This is a genomic window from Kitasatospora sp. A2-31, assembly GCF_022288725.1.
In the GTDB taxonomy this organism is placed as follows: Bacteria; Actinomycetota; Actinomycetes; order Streptomycetales; family Streptomycetaceae; genus Kitasatospora.
The window spans coordinates 354,596-371,534 of sequence record NZ_JAKNTA010000006.1 but is presented as its reverse complement, the minus strand read 5'-3'; the positions used below and the strand labels follow the sequence as shown (position 1 = coordinate 371,534).

General features: G+C 72.9%; 12 protein-coding genes. 9 read left to right on the top strand and 3 right to left on the bottom strand.

Going from position 1 to position 16,939, the window contains the following annotated elements; all coding sequences use genetic code 11:
- Window positions 1-18 precede the first annotated feature (18 nt).
- The 5 genes from MCM47_RS19605 (at window position 19) to MCM47_RS19585 (ending at window position 4,701) form a co-directional block, all read left to right on the top strand.
- Window positions 19-435: a DUF3017 domain-containing protein gene (locus MCM47_RS19605; protein WP_238862929.1), complete on the top strand. Its 417-nt coding sequence runs from the start codon at window positions 19-21 to the stop codon at window positions 433-435.
- Window positions 436-649: 214 nt separating this feature from the next.
- On the top strand, window positions 650-1,642 hold the full coding sequence (locus MCM47_RS19600) for a malate dehydrogenase (RefSeq protein ID WP_238862928.1): 993 nt from the start codon (window positions 650-652) through the stop codon (window positions 1,640-1,642).
- 84 nt (window positions 1,643-1,726) lie between these two features.
- Window positions 1,727-3,049 carry a hemolysin family protein gene (locus tag MCM47_RS19595; protein ID WP_238862927.1) on the top strand — a complete coding sequence of 441 codons (1,323 nt, stop codon included), beginning with the start codon at window positions 1,727-1,729 and terminating at the stop codon, window positions 3,047-3,049.
- 75 nt (window positions 3,050-3,124) lie between these two features.
- Window positions 3,125-4,120 carry a tryptophan--tRNA ligase gene (trpS, locus tag MCM47_RS19590; protein WP_238863045.1) on the top strand — a complete coding sequence of 332 codons (996 nt, stop codon included), beginning with the start codon at window positions 3,125-3,127 and terminating at the stop codon, window positions 4,118-4,120.
- Between the two features lie 86 nt (window positions 4,121-4,206).
- Window positions 4,207-4,701 carry a 2'-5' RNA ligase family protein gene (locus MCM47_RS19585; RefSeq protein WP_308222372.1) on the top strand — a complete coding sequence of 165 codons (495 nt, stop codon included), beginning with the start codon at window positions 4,207-4,209 and terminating at the stop codon, window positions 4,699-4,701.
- Window positions 4,702-4,756: 55 nt separating this feature from the next.
- Here MCM47_RS19585 and MCM47_RS19580 read toward each other — a convergent pair whose 3' ends face one another.
- Both MCM47_RS19580 and MCM47_RS19575 read right to left on the bottom strand, forming a co-directional pair.
- Window positions 4,757-7,255 (bottom strand): CDP-glycerol glycerophosphotransferase family protein, encoded by a 2,499-nt coding sequence (locus MCM47_RS19580; RefSeq protein WP_238862926.1) that lies wholly within the window; start codon window positions 7,253-7,255, stop codon window positions 4,757-4,759.
- Between the two features lie 268 nt (window positions 7,256-7,523).
- Window positions 7,524-11,099 carry a bifunctional glycosyltransferase family 2 protein/CDP-glycerol:glycerophosphate glycerophosphotransferase gene (locus MCM47_RS19575; RefSeq protein WP_238862925.1) on the bottom strand — a complete coding sequence of 1,192 codons (3,576 nt, stop codon included), beginning with the start codon at window positions 11,097-11,099 and terminating at the stop codon, window positions 7,524-7,526.
- A gap of 206 nt (window positions 11,100-11,305) precedes the next feature.
- Between MCM47_RS19575 and MCM47_RS19570 the strand changes: the two genes are divergently transcribed.
- Window positions 11,306-12,304 (top strand): glycosyltransferase family 2 protein, encoded by a 999-nt coding sequence (locus tag MCM47_RS19570; protein WP_374209172.1) that lies wholly within the window; start codon window positions 11,306-11,308, stop codon window positions 12,302-12,304.
- A gap of 171 nt (window positions 12,305-12,475) precedes the next feature.
- Window positions 12,476-13,435: a YihY/virulence factor BrkB family protein gene (locus tag MCM47_RS19565; RefSeq protein WP_238862924.1), complete on the top strand. Its 960-nt coding sequence runs from the start codon at window positions 12,476-12,478 to the stop codon at window positions 13,433-13,435.
- Between the two features lie 63 nt (window positions 13,436-13,498).
- On the opposite strand, the gene MCM47_RS19560 is transcribed toward MCM47_RS19565, so the two are convergent.
- Window positions 13,499-14,737: a D-alanyl-D-alanine carboxypeptidase family protein gene (locus MCM47_RS19560; RefSeq protein ID WP_374209171.1), complete on the bottom strand. Its 1,239-nt coding sequence runs from the start codon at window positions 14,735-14,737 to the stop codon at window positions 13,499-13,501.
- 143 nt (window positions 14,738-14,880) lie between these two features.
- Here MCM47_RS19560 and MCM47_RS19555 point away from each other — a divergent pair, with 143 nt between their 5' ends.
- Together MCM47_RS19555 and MCM47_RS19550 are read left to right on the top strand one after the other, a co-directional pair.
- Window positions 14,881-15,138, top strand: coding sequence for an SCO4848 family membrane protein (locus MCM47_RS19555; protein ID WP_238862923.1), 258 nt, complete (start codon window positions 14,881-14,883; stop codon window positions 15,136-15,138).
- Between the two features lie 101 nt (window positions 15,139-15,239).
- Window positions 15,240-16,907: a hypothetical protein gene (locus MCM47_RS19550; RefSeq protein WP_238862922.1), complete on the top strand. Its 1,668-nt coding sequence runs from the start codon at window positions 15,240-15,242 to the stop codon at window positions 16,905-16,907.
- Window positions 16,908-16,939 lie beyond the last annotated feature (32 nt).

Below are 16,939 nucleotides of genomic sequence, written 5' to 3'. Positions count from 1 at the left end.
GGATTGGGACGTCCAGCCATGAGTGAGGCACGGTCGCGGCGCAGGCCGGTCAAGACCACCGGCACGCTGCCCCCCGAGGGCTCGGCCGCGGCGCTGGGGCGCGAGCACTCGCTCCCGGTGCGGCAGTGGCCGATAACGCTGGTCCTGCTGGTGGTCGGTGCCGGGCTCGCCGTCACCTGGTTCGCCGACTTCCAGGAGGGCTTCAAGTACGGCCTGCTGATCCTCGGCGGGGGCGTGCTGCTCGGTGCGGTGCTGCGGTTGGTCCTGCCCGAGGTCGGCATGCTCGCGGTGCGCAGCCGGTTCACCGACGTGATCGTGCTGAGCGTCATGGGCGTCTCGATCGTGCTGCTGACGCTGGTGGCCCAGCCCAACCCGTGGCTGGAGATCTCGCTGCTCGACAACATCGGTCAGCTGATCGGCCGACCGCGGCGCTGACGGGCCGGCCCCGGCGCAGTCACCGACAGCGGCCCCCGCCCGGAATCCCGGGCGGGGGCCGCCGCTTCTGTGACGTATCAGCCACGCCCGCACACGCGGCGTAGGCTTCCCTTTGCGATAACCTGACGCGGGTCTCTCGACGTCGAGAGACCGTCCTCGGCTCCAGTGCGCCGGTGTGCCTGGGGCACCTGGCGATTTGCTGGAGAAGGTAGAAATGACCCGCACCCCCGTCAACGTCACCATCACCGGAGCGGCCGGCCAGATCGGCTACGCGCTGCTCTTCCGCATCGCCTCGGGCCACCTGCTCGGCGCCGACGTGCCGGTGAACCTGCGCCTCCTGGAGATCCCGCAGGGCCTCAAGGCCGCCGAGGGCACCGCCATGGAGCTCGTGGACTGCGCCTTCCCGCTGCTGCGCGACATCAAGATCACCGACAACGCCAACGAGGCCTTCGACGGCGCCAACGTCGCGCTGCTGGTCGGCGCCCGCCCGCGCACCGCCGGCATGGAGCGCGGCGACCTGCTGCAGGCCAACGGCGGCATCTTCGGCCCGCAGGGCAAGGCCATCAACGACCACGCCGCGGACGACATCAAGGTCCTGGTGGTCGGCAACCCGGCCAACACCAACGCCCTGATCGCCCAGCGCAACGCCCCGGACGTCCCGGCCGAGCGCTTCACCGCGATGACCCGCCTGGACCACAACCGTGCGCTCGGCCAGCTGGCCCTGAAGACCGGCACCACCGTCGCCGACATCAAGCGCGTCACCATCTGGGGCAACCACTCCGCCACCCAGTACCCGGACATCTTCCAGGCCGAGATCGCCGGCAAGCCGGCCTTCGAGGCCGTCGGTGCCGACCAGGCCTGGCTGGAGGGCGACTTCATCCCGACCGTCGCCAAGCGCGGCGCGGCCATCATCGACGCCCGCGGCGCCTCCTCGGCCGCCTCGGCCGCCAACGCCGCCATCGACCACGTCTTCACCTGGGTGAACGGCACCCCCGAGGGTGACTGGACCTCCGCGGGTGTCGTCTCCGACGGCTCCTACGGCGTGCCGGAGGGCCTGATCTCCTCCTTCCCGGTCACCGCCAAGGACGGCAAGTTCGAGATCGTCCAGGGCCTGGAGATCTCCGAGTTCTCCCGCGGCCGCATCGACGCCTCGGTCAACGAGCTGGTCGAGGAGCGCGACGCGGTCCAGGCCCTCGGCCTGATCTGAGCGCAGCCCCGCTGAGCGACCCGGCCCGCCGCCTCCCCACGAGGCGGCGGGCCGTCGCTCTGGGGTGCCCCTACACTGCCCCCCGTGAGCGAAACCATCGAAGACGCGGCGCTCGTCCTCGTCTTCATCATGCTGGGCGGCCTGTTCAACGTCGCGGAGATCTCGCTGATCTCCCTGCGGGAGGGCCAGATCCGGTCGCTGGAGGCGCGCGGAACCCGCCGGGCGGCCCGCGCCGCGCACCTGGCCGCCGACCCCAACCGCTTCCTGGCCGCCGTTCAGGTCGGCGTGACCTGCATGGGCTTCCTCTCCGCCGCCTTCGGTGCGGACACCCTGGCCGGCAAGGTCGCCCCGCTGTTCGTCGAGGCCGGGCTCAGCGAGGGCCTCGCCGACGCGGTCGCCCTGGTCGGGCTGACCCTGGTCATCAGCTACGTCTCGCTGGTGCTCGGCGAGCTCACCCCGAAGCGGATCGGCCTCCAGCGCGCCGACTCCATCGCGGTGCTGTCCGCCCCGGTGGTGGACGTGATGTCGGTGGTGCTGCGCCCGGCCATCTGGTTGCTCGGCCACTCCACCAATCTGATGGTCCGCCTGCTCGGCGGGGATCCCGCCGCCGGTCGCGGCTCGATGAGCTCCGAGGAGCTGCGCGGCCTCGTCGCCGCCAACACCGAACTCGGCAGCGACCAGCGGGCCCTGATCGCAGACGTGTTCTCGGCCGGAGAGCGCCAGCTGCGCGAGGTGATGGTGCCGCGGACCGAGGTGACCTTCCTGGACGCCGAGCAGCCGCTCGCCGAGGTCCGCGAGCAGGCCGGCTCCGCCCCGCACTCGCGCTACCCGGTGGTCGAGGGCAGCTACGACGCGGTCACCGGCTTCGTGCACGTCCGCGACCTCTACGGCGCCCGCGGCGAGCAGGCGGTGAGGGTCCGTGACCTGGCCCGCCCGGTCAAGCTGCTGCCCGGCACCAAGCGGGTGCTGGAGGCGATGGGCGAGATGCGCCGCGAGGGCCACCACCTGGCGATCGTGGTCGACGAGTACGGCGGCACCGCCGGCATCGTCACCCTGGAGGACCTGGTGGAGGAGGTGATCGGCGAGATCCGGGACGAGTACGACTCGCAGGAGCCGACCACCACCCGCCGGCTGGCCGGCGGCGGCATGGAGCTGGACGGCCTGCTGAACCTCGGCGACTTCACCGAGGAGACCGGCGTGACCCTTCCGGAGGGCCCGTACGAGACGGTGGCGGGCTGCCTGGTGGCCGCGCTGGGCCGGCTGCCCGTCGACGGCGACCAGGTCCGGATCCCGATCGGCGAGGAGGAGGTCCGGCTGACGGTGGCGAAGCTGGAGGGTCGGCGGATCGCCCGGGTGAGGGTGAGTGCGGTCACACTGTCGGAACCTCCGGGGGCGGACGTTTCCTGAGCGGTCGGTGGAACTGGAACAATGGCCCCCATGGTCAACGCAGCGGTCACTGGTCCGGTCAAGGACCGTCCCCGGGTGCTCTCCGGGATCCAGCCCACCTCCGGCTCGTTCCACCTGGGCAACTACCTGGGCGCGGTGCGTCAGTGGGTCGACCTGCAGGAGGCCAACGACGCCTTCTACATGGTGGTCGACCTGCACGCGATCACCGTGCCGCAGGACCCGAAGCTGCTGCGCGAGAACACCCGGGTCTCCGCCGCCCAGCTGCTCGGCGCCGGTCTGGACCCGGAGCACTGCACCCTGTTCGTGCAGTCGCACGTCCCCGAGCACGCGCAGCTCGGCTGGGTGATGAACTGCCTCACCGGCTTCGGCGAGGCCGCCCGGATGACCCAGTTCAAGGACAAGTCCGCCAAGCAGGGTGCGGACAGCACCACGGTCGGCCTGTTCACCTACCCGATCCTCCAGATCGCCGACATCCTGCTCTACCAGGCCGACGCCGTCCCGGTCGGCGAGGACCAGCGCCAGCACGTGGAGATCACCCGCGACGTCGCGGAGCGCTTCAACACCCGCTATAGCCCGACCTTCACGGTGCCGAAGCCGTACATCCTGAAGGAGACGGCGAAGATCCAGGACCTCCAGGACCCGGGCGTCAAGATGAGCAAGTCGGCCTCCTCGCCCAAGGGCCTGGTCAGCCTGCTGGACGAGCCGAAGGTCAGCGCCAAGAAGTTCAAGAGCGCCGTCACCGACACCGGCACCGTCGTCTCCTACGACGAGGAGGAGAAGCCGGGCGTCTCCAACCTGCTGCGGATCCACTCGGCGCTCAGCGGTCAGTCGGTGGAGCAGCTGGTCGCCCACTTCGAGGGCAAGATGTACGGCGCCCTGAAGACCGAGCTGGCCGAGCTGTTCACCGAGTGGGTGACGCCGTTCCAGGAGCGCACCCGCACCTTCCTGGACGACCCGGCCGAGCTGGACCGGGTGCTGGCGGTCGGTGCCGAGAAGGCCCGCGCGGTGGCGTCGCAGACCCTGGAGACGGTGTACGACCGGATCGGCTTCCTCCCGGCCGCCAAGCGGTGACCGGCAACTCGCCGTCCGCCTCCGGGCACCCCGCCTCCGGGTCCCTCCCCGTCGAACCGTTCGGCGGGGAGGTGCTCACCATCGGCGTGTCCGTGAGCGTCCCGGAGCCGTACGGCTCGGCGGTCCAGGACGCCCGGGCGGGGCACGGCGATCCGCTGGCCCGGTCGATACCCACGCACGTCACCCTGCTGCCGCCGACCGAGGTGGCGGCCGCGGACCTGCCGAAGATCGAGGAGCACCTCGCGACGGTGGCGCGCGCGCACCGGCCGTTCCGGATGCTGCTGCAGGGCAGCGGTACCTTCCGGCCGGTCTCTCCGGTGGTCTTCGTCCGGGTGGAGGAGGGCGCGCAGGAGTGCCGGCTGCTGGAGGCGGACATCCGCTCCGGCCCGCTGGCGCGGGAGCTGGCCTTCCCGTACCACCCGCACGTCACGGTGGCTCACGGCCTGCCGGACGACGTGCTGGACCAGGCGTTCGAGCAGGCCCGCGGCTTCCGGGCGGCCTTCCCGGTGCCCGGCTTCAGCCTCTCCCGCTTCGACGAGGACGAGGTCTGGCGGCCCTGGCGGGACTACCACTTCTCCTGAGCGCCCGGCGGCTCCGGCCGGCCGTGGCGTCCCGGCGGCCCCGGGGCCCGGGCGGTCAGGCCCGCCCGAGCCGGAGCATCCGGTCGACCACGCGGCCTGCGGCGCCGCCGTCGTCCAGGGCGCAGTGCTCGGCCCGGAACCGGCGGTGGCGTTCCTCGTAGCCGGCGGGCACCGCGGCGCCGCGGTCGGCGAGCTCGCGCAGCTCGTGCAGGAGCTCGTCCGAGGTGGGGACGAGCGGCCCCGGCGCCTGTGCCTCGAAGTCGAAGTAGAAGCCGCGCAGGGTGTCGCGGTAGTGCTCCAGGTCGTAGGTGAAGAAGAGCAGCGGGCGGCCGGTGATCGCGAAGTCGAACATGATCGACGAGTAGTCGGTGACCAGCACGTCCGCGATCAGCAGCAGCTCCTGGACGTCCGGGTAGTCCCCGCAGTCCCAGAGGAAGCCGTCCCCGGCGCCGGGCAGCGGTTCGCGGACGTGCACGTGCGGGCGGATCAGCAGCACGTGGTCGCGGCCGAGGGTCTGCCGGGCCCGGTCGAGGTCGATCCTCAGGTCCAGCCGGAACCCGTCGCCGTCGCCGTGCTGCTGGTCCTCGCGCCAGGTCGGCGCGTACAGCACGACCCGCTTGCCGTCCGGGATGCCGAGCCGGCGGCGCACCGCCGCGATGCGGCCGGCGTCCGGCCGGGCCAGCACGTCGCCGCGCGGGTAGCCGGACTCCAGGATCTCGCCCTCGAAGCGGAACGCCCGGCGCAGGATCGGGGTGGCGAACGCGCTGGGGGAGAGCAGCAGGCTCCACTGGGGGGTCTCCCGGTCGAGCGCCTCCAGGTAGCCGTGGTCGGCCAGCCAGGGGTTGTCGACGTCGTGGGCGATCCGCTTGAGCAGCGAGCCGTGCCAGGTCTGGACGACCACCTGGCCGGGGCGGCGGCGCAGGAAGTCCGGGAAGTGCGTGTTGCCGACCAGGTACCGGCTGGTGGCCAGTGCCCGGTACCACTCGGGGCTCCAGATCCGCACCGGGCGCACTCCGGCGGGCAGTTCGGCCTGGGCGTCGTCGACCACCCACAGGTGCTCCAGCGGGACGCCGCGGCGGGCGAGCTCGGCGTGCACCGCGCGCGGGGAGTCGGAGTAGCCCCGGCCGCCGAAGACGTCGTACAGCACCGCGTCGCGCAGCGGCTCGCGGCGGGCGGCGGGGTAGCCGGCGGTGCGTTGGCGGGTCTGGGTCCAGGCGCTGCGCTCGGCGGCGGTGAGGACGGGCGTGGAGTCCAGCAGCAGCGTGTCGTGCCAGCGGCGCTGGAGCAGGATCCGCTTGCCGCCGGCCTGGGTGGTGGCGGGCAGCGCGGGGACGAGGGCGGGCGCGGCGATCAGCGGGCGCCGCGGACCGGGCCGCCCGTCGGTCGGGTGGAGGGCGGCCTCCCAGATGCCCTTGCGCAGCGGCAGGGCGGTGCCGTCGGAGCCGGTGCGGGTGGCGGGCAGGTGGATCCGGAAGCGGCCGCCGGCGCCGAGCCGGACCGGGTGGCGGACCTCGCCGGCGGTGCCGCCGTGCCGCAGGACCAGCTCGAACGGCCCGGTGCCGGGGCAGTGGCCGGTGAGGTCGAAGCCGCCGGCCCGCGGCTCGACCCGCTCGACCCAGACGGCCGGGGGCTGGACGCAGAACTGGAGCCGGCCGTCCGCGAGGTGCTTCAGGTAGAGCACCCGGTCGGGCCCGCCGGGCAGCGGGTGCTGGCCGGCCACCGGGCCGCCGCGCTCGTCCAGGGTGAGCTGCTCGGTGGTGCCGTCCGGCCGCAGCAGTTCGGCGTCCCAGTGCTCCAGCTCGCGGGTGCCGCGGCCGTCCGCGGTGAACGGCCGGTACGGCAGGTGGACGGCGAAGGTGTTGCCGGTGCGGGCGACCGGGCGCTCGACGGCGGCGTCGCTCTCCCGGTGGCGCAACCGCAGCACGGTGCCCGCCGGGCAGTGGTCGGCGGTGCCGCGCAGGTCGAGGCCGTCCGCGGCGGGAACGGCGTGGGTGAGCCGGACGCCGGGGCGTTCGAGCAGCAGGCGGAGGCGGCCGTCCTCGAAGCGGGGCTGGAGCCGGACGTCCCGGTCGACCCAGCGGGCGGGCGGGTACTCGCCGGACCCGCACCAGTGCGGGGCGAGCAGGCCGTACTGGCGGCGCAGCCGGGTGGGGCGGGGACGGGTGAACAGAGTGGCCTCGACCTGCCACTCGCCGAGCAGCCACTCCTCGCCGCGGCGGAGCCGGCGCGGCTCGATCAGGGCGGTGAAGCCGGACCAGTCGTGGTTGTGGTCGGGCTGGGCGCTGTCGTCGGTGACCTCGGGCAGGCGGCGCGGCCTGGTGCGGAGGTGGACCGGGGGCTCGTCCTCGCTGCGCTGCAGGGTCAGCCAGGTCCAGGCGGAGCCGGGGCGGGCGGTGTCCGCGTCCTCGGGGCGGGCGAAGCCGGTGAGCTCCAGCCCGCGGGCGCTCCAGCGGGCACGCAGCAGCCCGAAGACGGCGTCCTCGTCGGCGGGTGGCAGGCCGTCGGCGGACCGCGGATCGGCGTGCGGCAGTACGAGCCGGGTGAGGACAGGCATGGGAGGTCCTTCGGAGCGGGATCCGGTCCATGGCGGTGGGCCGGAGACCTGCGCACGGTGGGGGGAGTGCGACGGCCAATGCGCATCCCATACCGGAATGACACCCGGGGTCAACTGTACGGTCCGGCAGAATTGCTCGGAAATTCGTTCGCGAAACGTGAGTTCGAGTGCAATGAGGGCGTAAAGGGCGGGCAACTCCCGGGCAACTCCCGGAAAGCCCGGAGGCGCCCGACGCGGTTCGCGTCGGGCGCCTCCGGGGCGGGCTGCGCTACTGCTGCTGGCGGAGCATGCCGTCCACCACGCGGGCCGCGGCCTGGCCGTCGTCCAGGTCGCAGTACGCCTCGCGGAACGCCGCGTACTTCTCGGCGTGCTCGGCGGCCACCGCGTCGACCCGGCCCAGCGCGGAGACCAGCTCGGCGGAGGTGGCCAGCAGCGGGCCGGGCGCCTCCGACTCGAAGTCCAGGCTGAAGCCGCGCAGGTTGTCGCGGTAGTGCTCCAGGTCGTACGTGAAGAACAGGATCGGCTTGCCGGTCGTGGCGAAGTCGAAGACCGACGCCGAGTAGTCCGTGACCAGCACGTCGGCGATCAGCAGCAGCTCCGCCATGTCGGGGTAGCTGCCGACGTCCCAGACGTAGCCGTTGCCGGCGTCGGGGACCTGGCCGCACATCACGCTGTGCCGGCGGACCAGCAGCACCTGGTCGTCGCCCAGCGCCGCCTTGGCCGCCTCCAGGTCGATCCGCAGGTCCATCTGGTAGCCGCCGTTCGGGCGGCGCCGGTCCTCGCGGAAGGTCGGCGCGTAGAGCACGACCTTCTTGCCCTCGGGAAGGCCGAGCCGCTCGCGGACCTGCTCGGCCGTCTTCTCCCGGTCGGGGGCGAACAGCAGGTCGTTGCGGGGCGAACCGCTCTCCAGGATCTCGCCCTTGTAGTCGAACGCGCGCCGCAGCACCGGAGCCGACCAGGTGTTCCCGGCGACCAGCAGGCTCCAGTTCGGAACCTCCTTGGCGACGCCCTTCAGGTAGTTGGCGTCGGTGAACCAGACCTTCTCGAAGTCGTAGCCGATCTGCTTCAGCGGGGTGCCGTGCCAGGTCTGGACGACCACCTGGCCGGGGCGGCGGACGAAGAAGTCCGGCAGGTGCGCGCTGGTGACGATGTACTTGGCGGTGGCCAGGGTCTCGAACCACTCGGGGCTCCAGAGCCGCAGCGCGCCCGCGGTCTGCGGCAGGTCGGCCTGCATGTCGTCGCTGCCCCAGAAGTGCTCCAGCGGCAGGCCGCGGCGGACCAGCTCCTCGTGGATCGCCCGCGGCGAGTCGGCGTAGAGGCCGCCGAGCGCCACGTTGTAGAGCACGGTGTCGCGCAGCGGGAGCCGGCGCGCGGCCGGGTAGTCCACGGTGCGCAGCTGGCGCTGGCGCCAGCCGCTGCGCTCCTCGGGCAGCAGCGCGTTGTGCGACTCCAGCGAGAGGCCGTCGTAGTGGCGGCGCTCCAGCACGATCCGCTTGCCGCGCGACTCGGTCTCCAGCGGCAGCGCGCCGAAGCAGCCGGGCGTGATCAGTGCGTGCAGCGTGACCTCGGAGTCGACCGGCGCGCCGACCGGGCGGAAGAAGACGTCCCAGGTGCCCTGGGCGAGCGGCACCCGGCCGGCGAAGGACGCGGTCGGCACCGAGGGCAGCGTGGCGCGGAAGCGCCCGTCCGCGATCTCGACCGGGTAGACGTGCTCCTCCTCGCGCCAGTTGTGGCGGACCACCAGCTCCCAGCGGTGCGCGCCGGGCAGCGGGAAGGAACCGCTGAGCAGGAAGCCGTCGGCGCCGCGGGGGACGACCTCGTCCACCAGCGGCTGCAGCAGCTGGTCGGTGAGCTGCAGGTAACCGCCGGGGGAGGGCTTGGCGTACAGCGCGCGGCGCTCGGGGGCGGGGGCCTGCGGGTTGAGCGCGACGTGCAGCTGCTCGGGCGCGTTGCGGTCGTCCCAGGCCACCGGGACGGAGGTGCCGTCGGCGAGCAGCAGGACGGCGTCCCAGCGGTCGCGGGCGCGCGTGGGCGCGACCGGGTCGAGCTCGGCCCAGGCCTCGCGGACGGCGGTCAGCTCGGCGGCCGGGAACGAGACGTTGAACGGCCGCAGGGTGCCGACCGGGGCGGCGAGCTCCAGCGGGTACTGCAGGGTGCGGTCCGACTCGACGTGGGTGAGCTTGAGCCGGGCGCCGGCCAGGCTCGCGCCGGTGCGGATCGCACCGGAGACCTCCACCCGGCCGCCGTGCGCCGCCAGGCCGGTCACCCGGGCCTGCACGGTCTCGACGCGCAGGTAGACGCTGCCGTCGCGGACCCAGGGGACGATCCGGACGTCCGGCTCGACCCAGTGCGCCGGCATGTAGAGCGCGGTGTCGCTCCAGCCCGCCCAGATCCGGCCCTTGTACACGCCGCCCTTGCCGCCGCCGGCCATCAGGACGCGCCAGTTGCCGTCCTTCCACTGACCCCGCTGCTTGAGCTTCTTCGGGTCGATGGAGGCGGTGAAGCCGGCCCAGTCGCAGTTGTACAGGTCGTGGTGGCAGGTGGCGGTGGCCTCGGGGCTGTACGTGGTCCTGGTCGGGACGGCGACCACGCGGCGGCCCTTGGCCTCGCGCAGGATCAGCACCCGGACCATGTCGTGCTTGTTCTCGGCGCCCAGCTGCTCCGGGTACGCGTGCCCGGTCAGCTGGAACTTGCCGCCGACCCAGGCCGTCTCGTACAGCCGGCTGCGGATCACCAGCGAGTTGTCCAGCTTGAGGACGCTGGAGGGCACGCTCTTGCGGCCGCCGCGCAGGAAGGGGTAGTCGGCGTACGGGCGCAGCAGGCCGCGGGCGGTGACGCCGCCGTTGCTCTCGCCCTCGAACTTGATCTGCTCGACGAACTCGTCGATCCGGCCCTGCAGGGTCAGGTGGTACTTCAGGCGCAGCGGCGCGCGGAGCTTGCGGACCTGCTCCGGGCCGATCGCCCGCAGGAGCCGGCTGACGTTCTTGATGTAGGCGTCCCGGTACTCCTTGTCGCCGTCCACGACGGACCAGAAGAACATCGGGATCTCCTCGACGAGGGTGTTCTCGTCGTAGGTGCGCAGGTACTGCGCGAAGCGCGGGTCGGTCTGCTTCTTCAGCCAGCCGCGGACCAGCTCCACCGAGGTGACGCGGTCGATCAGGCCCTTGGGGTTGGTGCGCATCTGCGTGATCGACATCTCGCCGACCTCGCGCTCGCGCCAGTGGTAGATCGGCTCGGAGAGCACGTCCACGCTCTTGGCGAGGTAGTGGTGCGGAACGCTGACCGGGGCGTCCTCGTACAGGATGCCCTCGGGGTACAGCAGGCCGGCCGCGTCGAAGAACGAGCGGCGGTACACCTTGTTCCACGCGGTGCGGTCGGTGACCAGCGACGGGATCTCGGTGATGTGCGTCTTGAGCACGGTCTTGGCGAACGGCCGGCTGTGGCCGCCGGACTGGTAGTAGCCGACCGCGCGGAACCGCAGCACGTTGCCGGTGGCGAAGTCCGAGCCGGTCTCGTCCAGCGTGTTGATCATGAGCTCGTACGCGCTCGGCGGCATCGAGTCGTCGCTGTCGACGAAGCAGAGGAACTCGCTGTCCGGGTCGATGTGCCGGATGCCGGTGTTGCGGGCCGCGCCGAGGCCCTTGTTCACCTGCCGGACCAGCCGGAACCGGGAGTCCTTGGCCGCGTACGCCTCGGCGAGGGCCGCGCTGCCGTCCTTCGAACCGTCGTCGACCATGACGCACTCGAAGTCTGTGAAGGTCTGGGCGGCGATCGAGTCGAGGCATTCCACGAGGTAGCGCTCGACGTTGTAGATCGGTACGACGATGGAGAGGCGGGGAGCCATCGGCTACGCAGGCCTTTCTTGGGAAGGAGCGTGGCAGCCCGGTCGGGGTCTGGCCGCACTTTTGATCGGTGCGTACGTGCCCGTCGATCCTACCGTCCGGCCTCCGGCCCCCTCCGGGCCCGCCCGGCGCCCGCCGCCGGGGCCCGTGGCGGCGGCGCCGGGACGCGGTGGACCGGCCGGCCGGAGTGGCCACTACTCTGTGCCCCATGCCCCGCTTCAGCGTGATCGTCCCGGTCTACCGGGTTCAGGAGTACCTTCCCGAATGCCTGGACTCCGTCCTCGGCCAGGGCGGCCCGGACTTCGAACTGATCGCGGTGGACGACCGCTCGCCGGACGGCTGCGGCGCGCTGCTGGACGAGGCCGCGGCCCGCGACTCCCGGGTACGGGTGCTGCACCTGCCGGAGAACGTCGGCCTCGGCCGGGCCCGCAACGCCGGCCTGGAGGTCGCCACCGGCGAGTACGTGGTCTTCCTGGACAGCGACGACACGCTGACCCCCGGCCTCCTCAAGGCCGTCGACGACCGGCTCGCGGCCGGCGGCGACCCGGACATCCTGGTGTACGACTACGCCCGGACGTACTCCGACGGCCGGATCACCCGGGCCGCCTCGGCGCACGTCTTCGGCGCCGACTCGCCGGACGTCTTCGACCTCGACCGCCGCCCCGACCTGCTGGACCTGCTGCAGGTGGTCTGGAACAAGGCCTACCGCCGCGGCTTCATCGCCGAGCAGGGCCTGACCTTCCCCGCGGGCTACTACGAGGACACCCCCTGGACGTACCCGGCGCTGCTCGCCGCGGGGAGCATCACCCTGCTCGACCAGGTCGGCGTCCACTACCGGCAGCGCCAGGAGGGCGGCAACATCCTGGCCACGGCCAGCCGCAAGCACTTCGACGTCTTCGCCCAGTACGACCTGGTCTTCGCCTTCCTGGACCGCCGCCCCGACCTCGACCGCTGGCGCCCGGTGGTCTACGGGCGGATGCTGCACCACCTCAACACGGTGGTGTCCCGGCCGGGCCGGGTACCGCCCGGCGACCGCCGCGAGTTCTTCCGCCGCGCCGCCGAGCACTGCGCCCGGCTCCGCCCGGCCGGCTACGAGGCACCCGCCGGGGTCGACGGCGTGCGCACCGAGCTGCTCAGCCACGGTCGGTACGGCGCCTACCAGACCGTCCGCGCCCTGGCGAAGGCCCGCCGCCTGCTGAAGCGCTGACCGCCGACCGCTGATCGCTGACCGCCGGAGCGCTGACCGCCGACCGCTGACCGCCGGAGCGCCGACCGCGGTGCCGGGTCGGGCCCCGGGTGCGCGCCCCCGGCGCCCGACCCCCCGCGTGCGCGCCGAGCCTGACGGCCATTCGGGCGACGGGCCGGTATAACCGGTCGGGTGGACTTCCTGACCCGCCTCCCCGTGATCGGCCCGCTCGCGGCGCGGGTACTGCGCAGCCGCCCGTACCGGGTGTACGAGCACTTCACCGCCGCCCGCGGCAACCGGCTGGCCGGAGCCGTCACCTTCTTCGGCTTCCTGGCGCTCTTCCCGCTGCTCACGGTGGCGCTGGCGATCGCGGTCGCGACCCTCTCCGACACCCGGGTCGCGGACCTGGAGAAGCGCATCTCCGAGCAGTTGCCGGGCATCTCCGACGCGCTCAACCTGCCCTCGCTGGTGGCCAACGCGGGCGCCGTCGGTCTGGTCAGCGGCTTCCTGCTGCTGCTCTCCGGCCTCGGCTGGGTGGACACCATGCGCACCTCGATCCGGGACGTCTGGCAGCTGCCCGAGGACGGCGGCAACCTGGTGCTGCGCAAGGCCTGGGACTGCGTGGTCCTCTTCGGGCTGGGCCTGGTCTCCCTGCTCTCGCTGGCCGCCTCGGCCGCCGGCACGACCCTGGCGGGGCGGATCGCCGAGTGGATCGGCCTGGGCACCGGGGGCCCCGGCGGCTACCTGCTGACCGGTGTCGGCCTGCTGATCGCGGTCGCCTCGGACGCACTGCTCTTCGCCTACCTGCTGGCGCCCTTCCCCCGGATCGGCGGCCAGCACCGGCGGGACGTGCTGCAGGGCGCGCTGATCGGCGCGGTCGGCTTCGAGCTGCTGAAGATCCTGCTCGCCTCCTACCTCGGCTCGGTCGCCGGGAAGAGCCTCTACGGCGCCTTCGGCGTGCCGGTGGCGCTGCTGCTCTGGATCAACTTCGTCTGCCGGCTGCTGATGTACTGCGTCGCCTGGACGGCGACCGCGGACCCGGCCGCCGCCCGAGACCGGGCGCGGGCGCGGGCCCGGGAGATGGTGGAGGAGGCGGACGAGGCGGAGGCGGCGGCGCGGGAGGACGCGCCGCGGGCCCGGTCCCGCGAATGAGACCGGGCCCGCGGGGCCCCGGACCGTGACGGCGGTCGCCGCCCGGCCGGCGGCCGGGCGGACCTACTCGACCGGCCGGCCCGACCGGCGCCGCCGGAGCAGCAGCGCCGCGGTGCCGCCCGCCGCCGTCACGAGCGCGGCGAGCAGCCAGGCGGCCGGGCCGAGCCCGCCGCCGTCGCCGCCGGAGGCCGTCCGGGCGGGCGCGGGCTGCGGAGTCTGCGGGGTCCGATCGCTCTGCGCGGACGGTGTGGGGTGCGGCGGCGGCGCGGGGGGCCCGGCGGGGCCGCCCGCCTGCCCGCCGGGCGCCGGCTCCGCCGCCGGTGCCTCGTCCACCAGCCGCCCGACCGGCGTGACCTTGTCGGCCGCGGCGAACCCCCAGTCCAGCAGCGCCGCGGTCTCGTCGTAGACCTTCTGGTACGTGGTCGGGTGCATCACCGTCACCAGCAGGGTACGGCCGTCCCGTTCGGCGGCGCCGACGAAGGTGGAGCCGGCCTCGGTGGTGAAACCGTTCTTCACACCGATCAGCCCCGGATACTTGCCGAGCAGCCGGTCCGTGTTGGCGATGCCGAAGCTGCCGCGCTGGCCGGTGTTCCTGTCCACCGCGCCGGGGAAGAGCGCGTCCCGGGTGGCGCAGTACATCCGGAAGTCGGGGTTGCGCAGCCCGGCACGGGCGAACAGCGTGAGGTCGTAGGCCGAGGAGAGCTGGCCCTCCATGTCGTAGCCGTCCGGCGAGACGACCCTGGTGTCCCTGGCCTGCAGCGCGTCCGCGCGGGCCTGCATCTCGGCGACGGTCTGCTGGATGCCGCCGTTCATGTGCGCCAGGACGTGCACGGCGTCGTTGCCGGAGCTGAGGAAGACCCCGCGCCAGAGGTCCTCGACCTTGTAGTCGAGGTCCTCCTTGATGCCGACGAGGCTGCTGCCGGGGCCGATGCCCTGGATCTCCGCGTCCGCGACCCGGTGCACGGCGTTGCGGTCGAACTTGGGCAGCACGGTGTCGGCGAAGAGGATCTTCAGCGTGCTGGCGGGCGCCAGGCGCAGGTGCGGGTTGCTGGCGGCCAGCACGTCCCCTGACGCGGCGTCGGCGACTATCCAGGAGCGCCCGGTGAGGTCCCGCGGCAGCGCCGGCGCGCCTGCCAGCGGGTCCACCTGGACACCGGAGAGCCCCATCCGCTCGCCGCCGACCGCTGTCTGCGGGGGCGGCGGGGAGTGCGGGGCCGCGACGGCGGCCGGGGCGGCGAGGAGGACCGGGAGCGCCGCGAGGCACGCGGCGATCAGCTGTGCGAGCTTAGGGCGTGTGAGCACCAGCTGACCGTACCCAGTCGGGGCCCCGGTCGTCCGCCACTCCGGGCCCGTCCTCCGCAGGAGGGGGCTGCGGTACGCCGAACGGCCCCCCGCGCATACTGGGGGGACACGCCTTCTTCACGCCACCGCCCGTTGAGGACCTCATGAAGCTCAGCCGTCGCACGTCCTGGTTCCTGACCGCCTTCGGCGTCTGGTCCATGATCATTTGGACCACCTTCGTCAAGAACCTCTGGAAGGACTCGGGCGGTCAGGCCTTCGCCGGCGGCGACCACTCGCAGCCCACCGCCTTCTTCTGGGTGCACCTCCTGCTCGCGGTGACGTCCTTCGTCCTCGGCGTCGGGATCGGCGCCATCGGCGTCCGCGGCCTCCGGGCCACCCGACGCGAGCCGGCCGTCGACTGAGCGACCAAACCCGGTTGCCGGTCAGCGGGGGCGCTGGCAAGATCCACACCGTTTGAGTAGAGGTCGAACCTTTCTTCGACTCCCAAGGGGTGGGTACTTTCATGAAGCCTGCGCACCTGCGCCGGTGGGGCGCCGCGGCGACCGCGGCGATGGCCGCCGGTCTGCTGGCGGCTCCGGCCGCCGCGGCCGACACTGGACTGCGGGTCACCACGACGACCGCGTCCCCGCAGCCGCGGACCGTCTCCACGGGCGCCGTCACGGACGCCTGCGACTCGACCACCACGCCCGGCTGGATCGGGCGCACCGTCGACGGCCCGGCCCTCGACGCGACAGTCACCGCCGAGCAGCCGACCGGCCTCTCGGCCCGCTTCGCCGTCTGGGACAGCACGACCGGCACCGACCCGGCCGTCTTCAGCGGCACCGCCCCGGCGGTGGCCGGCCGCGCCCGGATCACCGTCCCGGGCCTGGCGGACGGCCACGGCTACACCTGGCAGGCCCGCGCCCTCCAGGGCCACAAGATCTCCCCGGCGTCGGCCGACTGCCACTTCCGGGTGGACCTCACCAGCGCCATCGTGGCCGTCACCTCCACGGACTTCCCGCCCGTCGGCTCCGGCCAGAAGCCGAACAAGTACGCGGGCGAGACCGCCGCCTTCGTCATCAGCGGCACCGACCCGGTGCCGGCCGGCGGAGGCGAGGCCTCGGGGATCGCGTGCTACCGGTACGCCCTGAACGACCACAGCGCCGTCTACAGCGGCTGCGCCGGCCCCACCGTGCAGCCCGGCCCGGACGGCACCGCCACCCTCGACGTGAAGGTGAAGGAGTGGGGCAGCAACACCCTCTACGTCGAGGCCGTGGACAACGCGGGGAACGTCAGCCAGGCCTTCGCCTACAACTTCTACGCGCCGTCCAACCCCAACCCGCCGAGCACGCTCGGCGACGTGGACGGCGACGGGGTCGCGGACATCGTGCTTCCTGACACCCAGGGGAACCTTCAGTACATCAGCGCCTCGGCGAGCGAAAGCACGCCCCACGCGGTCGTCGAGGCGAGGCGTGCCCCCAGCGACCAGCGGAATTGGTCGGCGCTCCAGATCGCCCACCGAGGCTGGAACCCGGGCGCTCACGCACCGTCGATGGACGATGTGTTCATCCACCAGCCGGGCAGCGGCTGGATGAATCTCTACCAGAACTCCGACTACGGGGCATTCGAGGGCGGAATGACGAGCGCCCGGAGGCCGAAGGAGTGCCAGGACACCACCGGTGCCACGGTCTCCTGCCCGGCCGACTACGCGAGCGACTGGTCGAAGGTGGACCAGCTCGTCGCGCTCGGACCGTTGGGCGGTGATCCTTCGCCCTCGCTGGTCACGCTGGAACGCGGCAACCTCTGGCTGTACTCCGGCAACTTCGCCTTCTTCGGGCCGAAGGCTCACAAGCTCACCACCAGCGGCGCGTGGAACGGCTACGACCTGATCGCCCCCGGCGCGGATGCCGCAGGGAACCTCGCGCTCTGGGCGCGCGAGCGGGCCACCGGCACGCTGCACGCGTACCCGCTCCCGAAGAAGGCCGACGGCACGTTCGACTTCTCCGCCCTCGCCGATCCGTCGTCCGGTGCGGTCGCCACCGGGTTCACCGTGGACGCCTACCCGACCCTCGGCAGCTCCGGTGACCTCGACGGTGACGGCACGCCGGACCTGTGGGCCGTCACGGCCGACCGGCACCTGCTGACGTACAAGGGCTTCACCACCCCGAAGGACCTCGGCGTCCTGCGCTGAGCCGGGACGCACGAGGGCCCCGTCCGATCGGC

Excerpts from the sequence above, each read along its gene's own strand:
- MCM47_RS19570 (WP_374209172.1), top strand. The coding sequence starts at position 11,306 with ATGCCCCGCTTCAGCGTGATCGTCCCGGTCTACCGGGTTCAGGAGTAC.
- MCM47_RS19550 (WP_238862922.1), top strand. The coding sequence starts at position 15,240 with ATGAAGCCTGCGCACCTGCGCCGGTGGGGCGCCGCGGCGACCGCGGCG.
- MCM47_RS19605 (WP_238862929.1), top strand. The coding sequence starts at position 19 with ATGAGTGAGGCACGGTCGCGGCGCAGGCCGGTCAAGACCACCGGCACG.
- MCM47_RS19575 (WP_238862925.1), bottom strand. The coding sequence starts at position 11,099 with ATGGCTCCCCGCCTCTCCATCGTCGTACCGATCTACAACGTCGAGCGC.
- MCM47_RS19555 (WP_238862923.1), top strand. The coding sequence starts at position 14,881 with ATGAAGCTCAGCCGTCGCACGTCCTGGTTCCTGACCGCCTTCGGCGTC.
- MCM47_RS19600 (WP_238862928.1), top strand. The coding sequence starts at position 650 with ATGACCCGCACCCCCGTCAACGTCACCATCACCGGAGCGGCCGGCCAG.
- MCM47_RS19580 (WP_238862926.1), bottom strand. The coding sequence starts at position 7,255 with ATGCCTGTCCTCACCCGGCTCGTACTGCCGCACGCCGATCCGCGGTCC.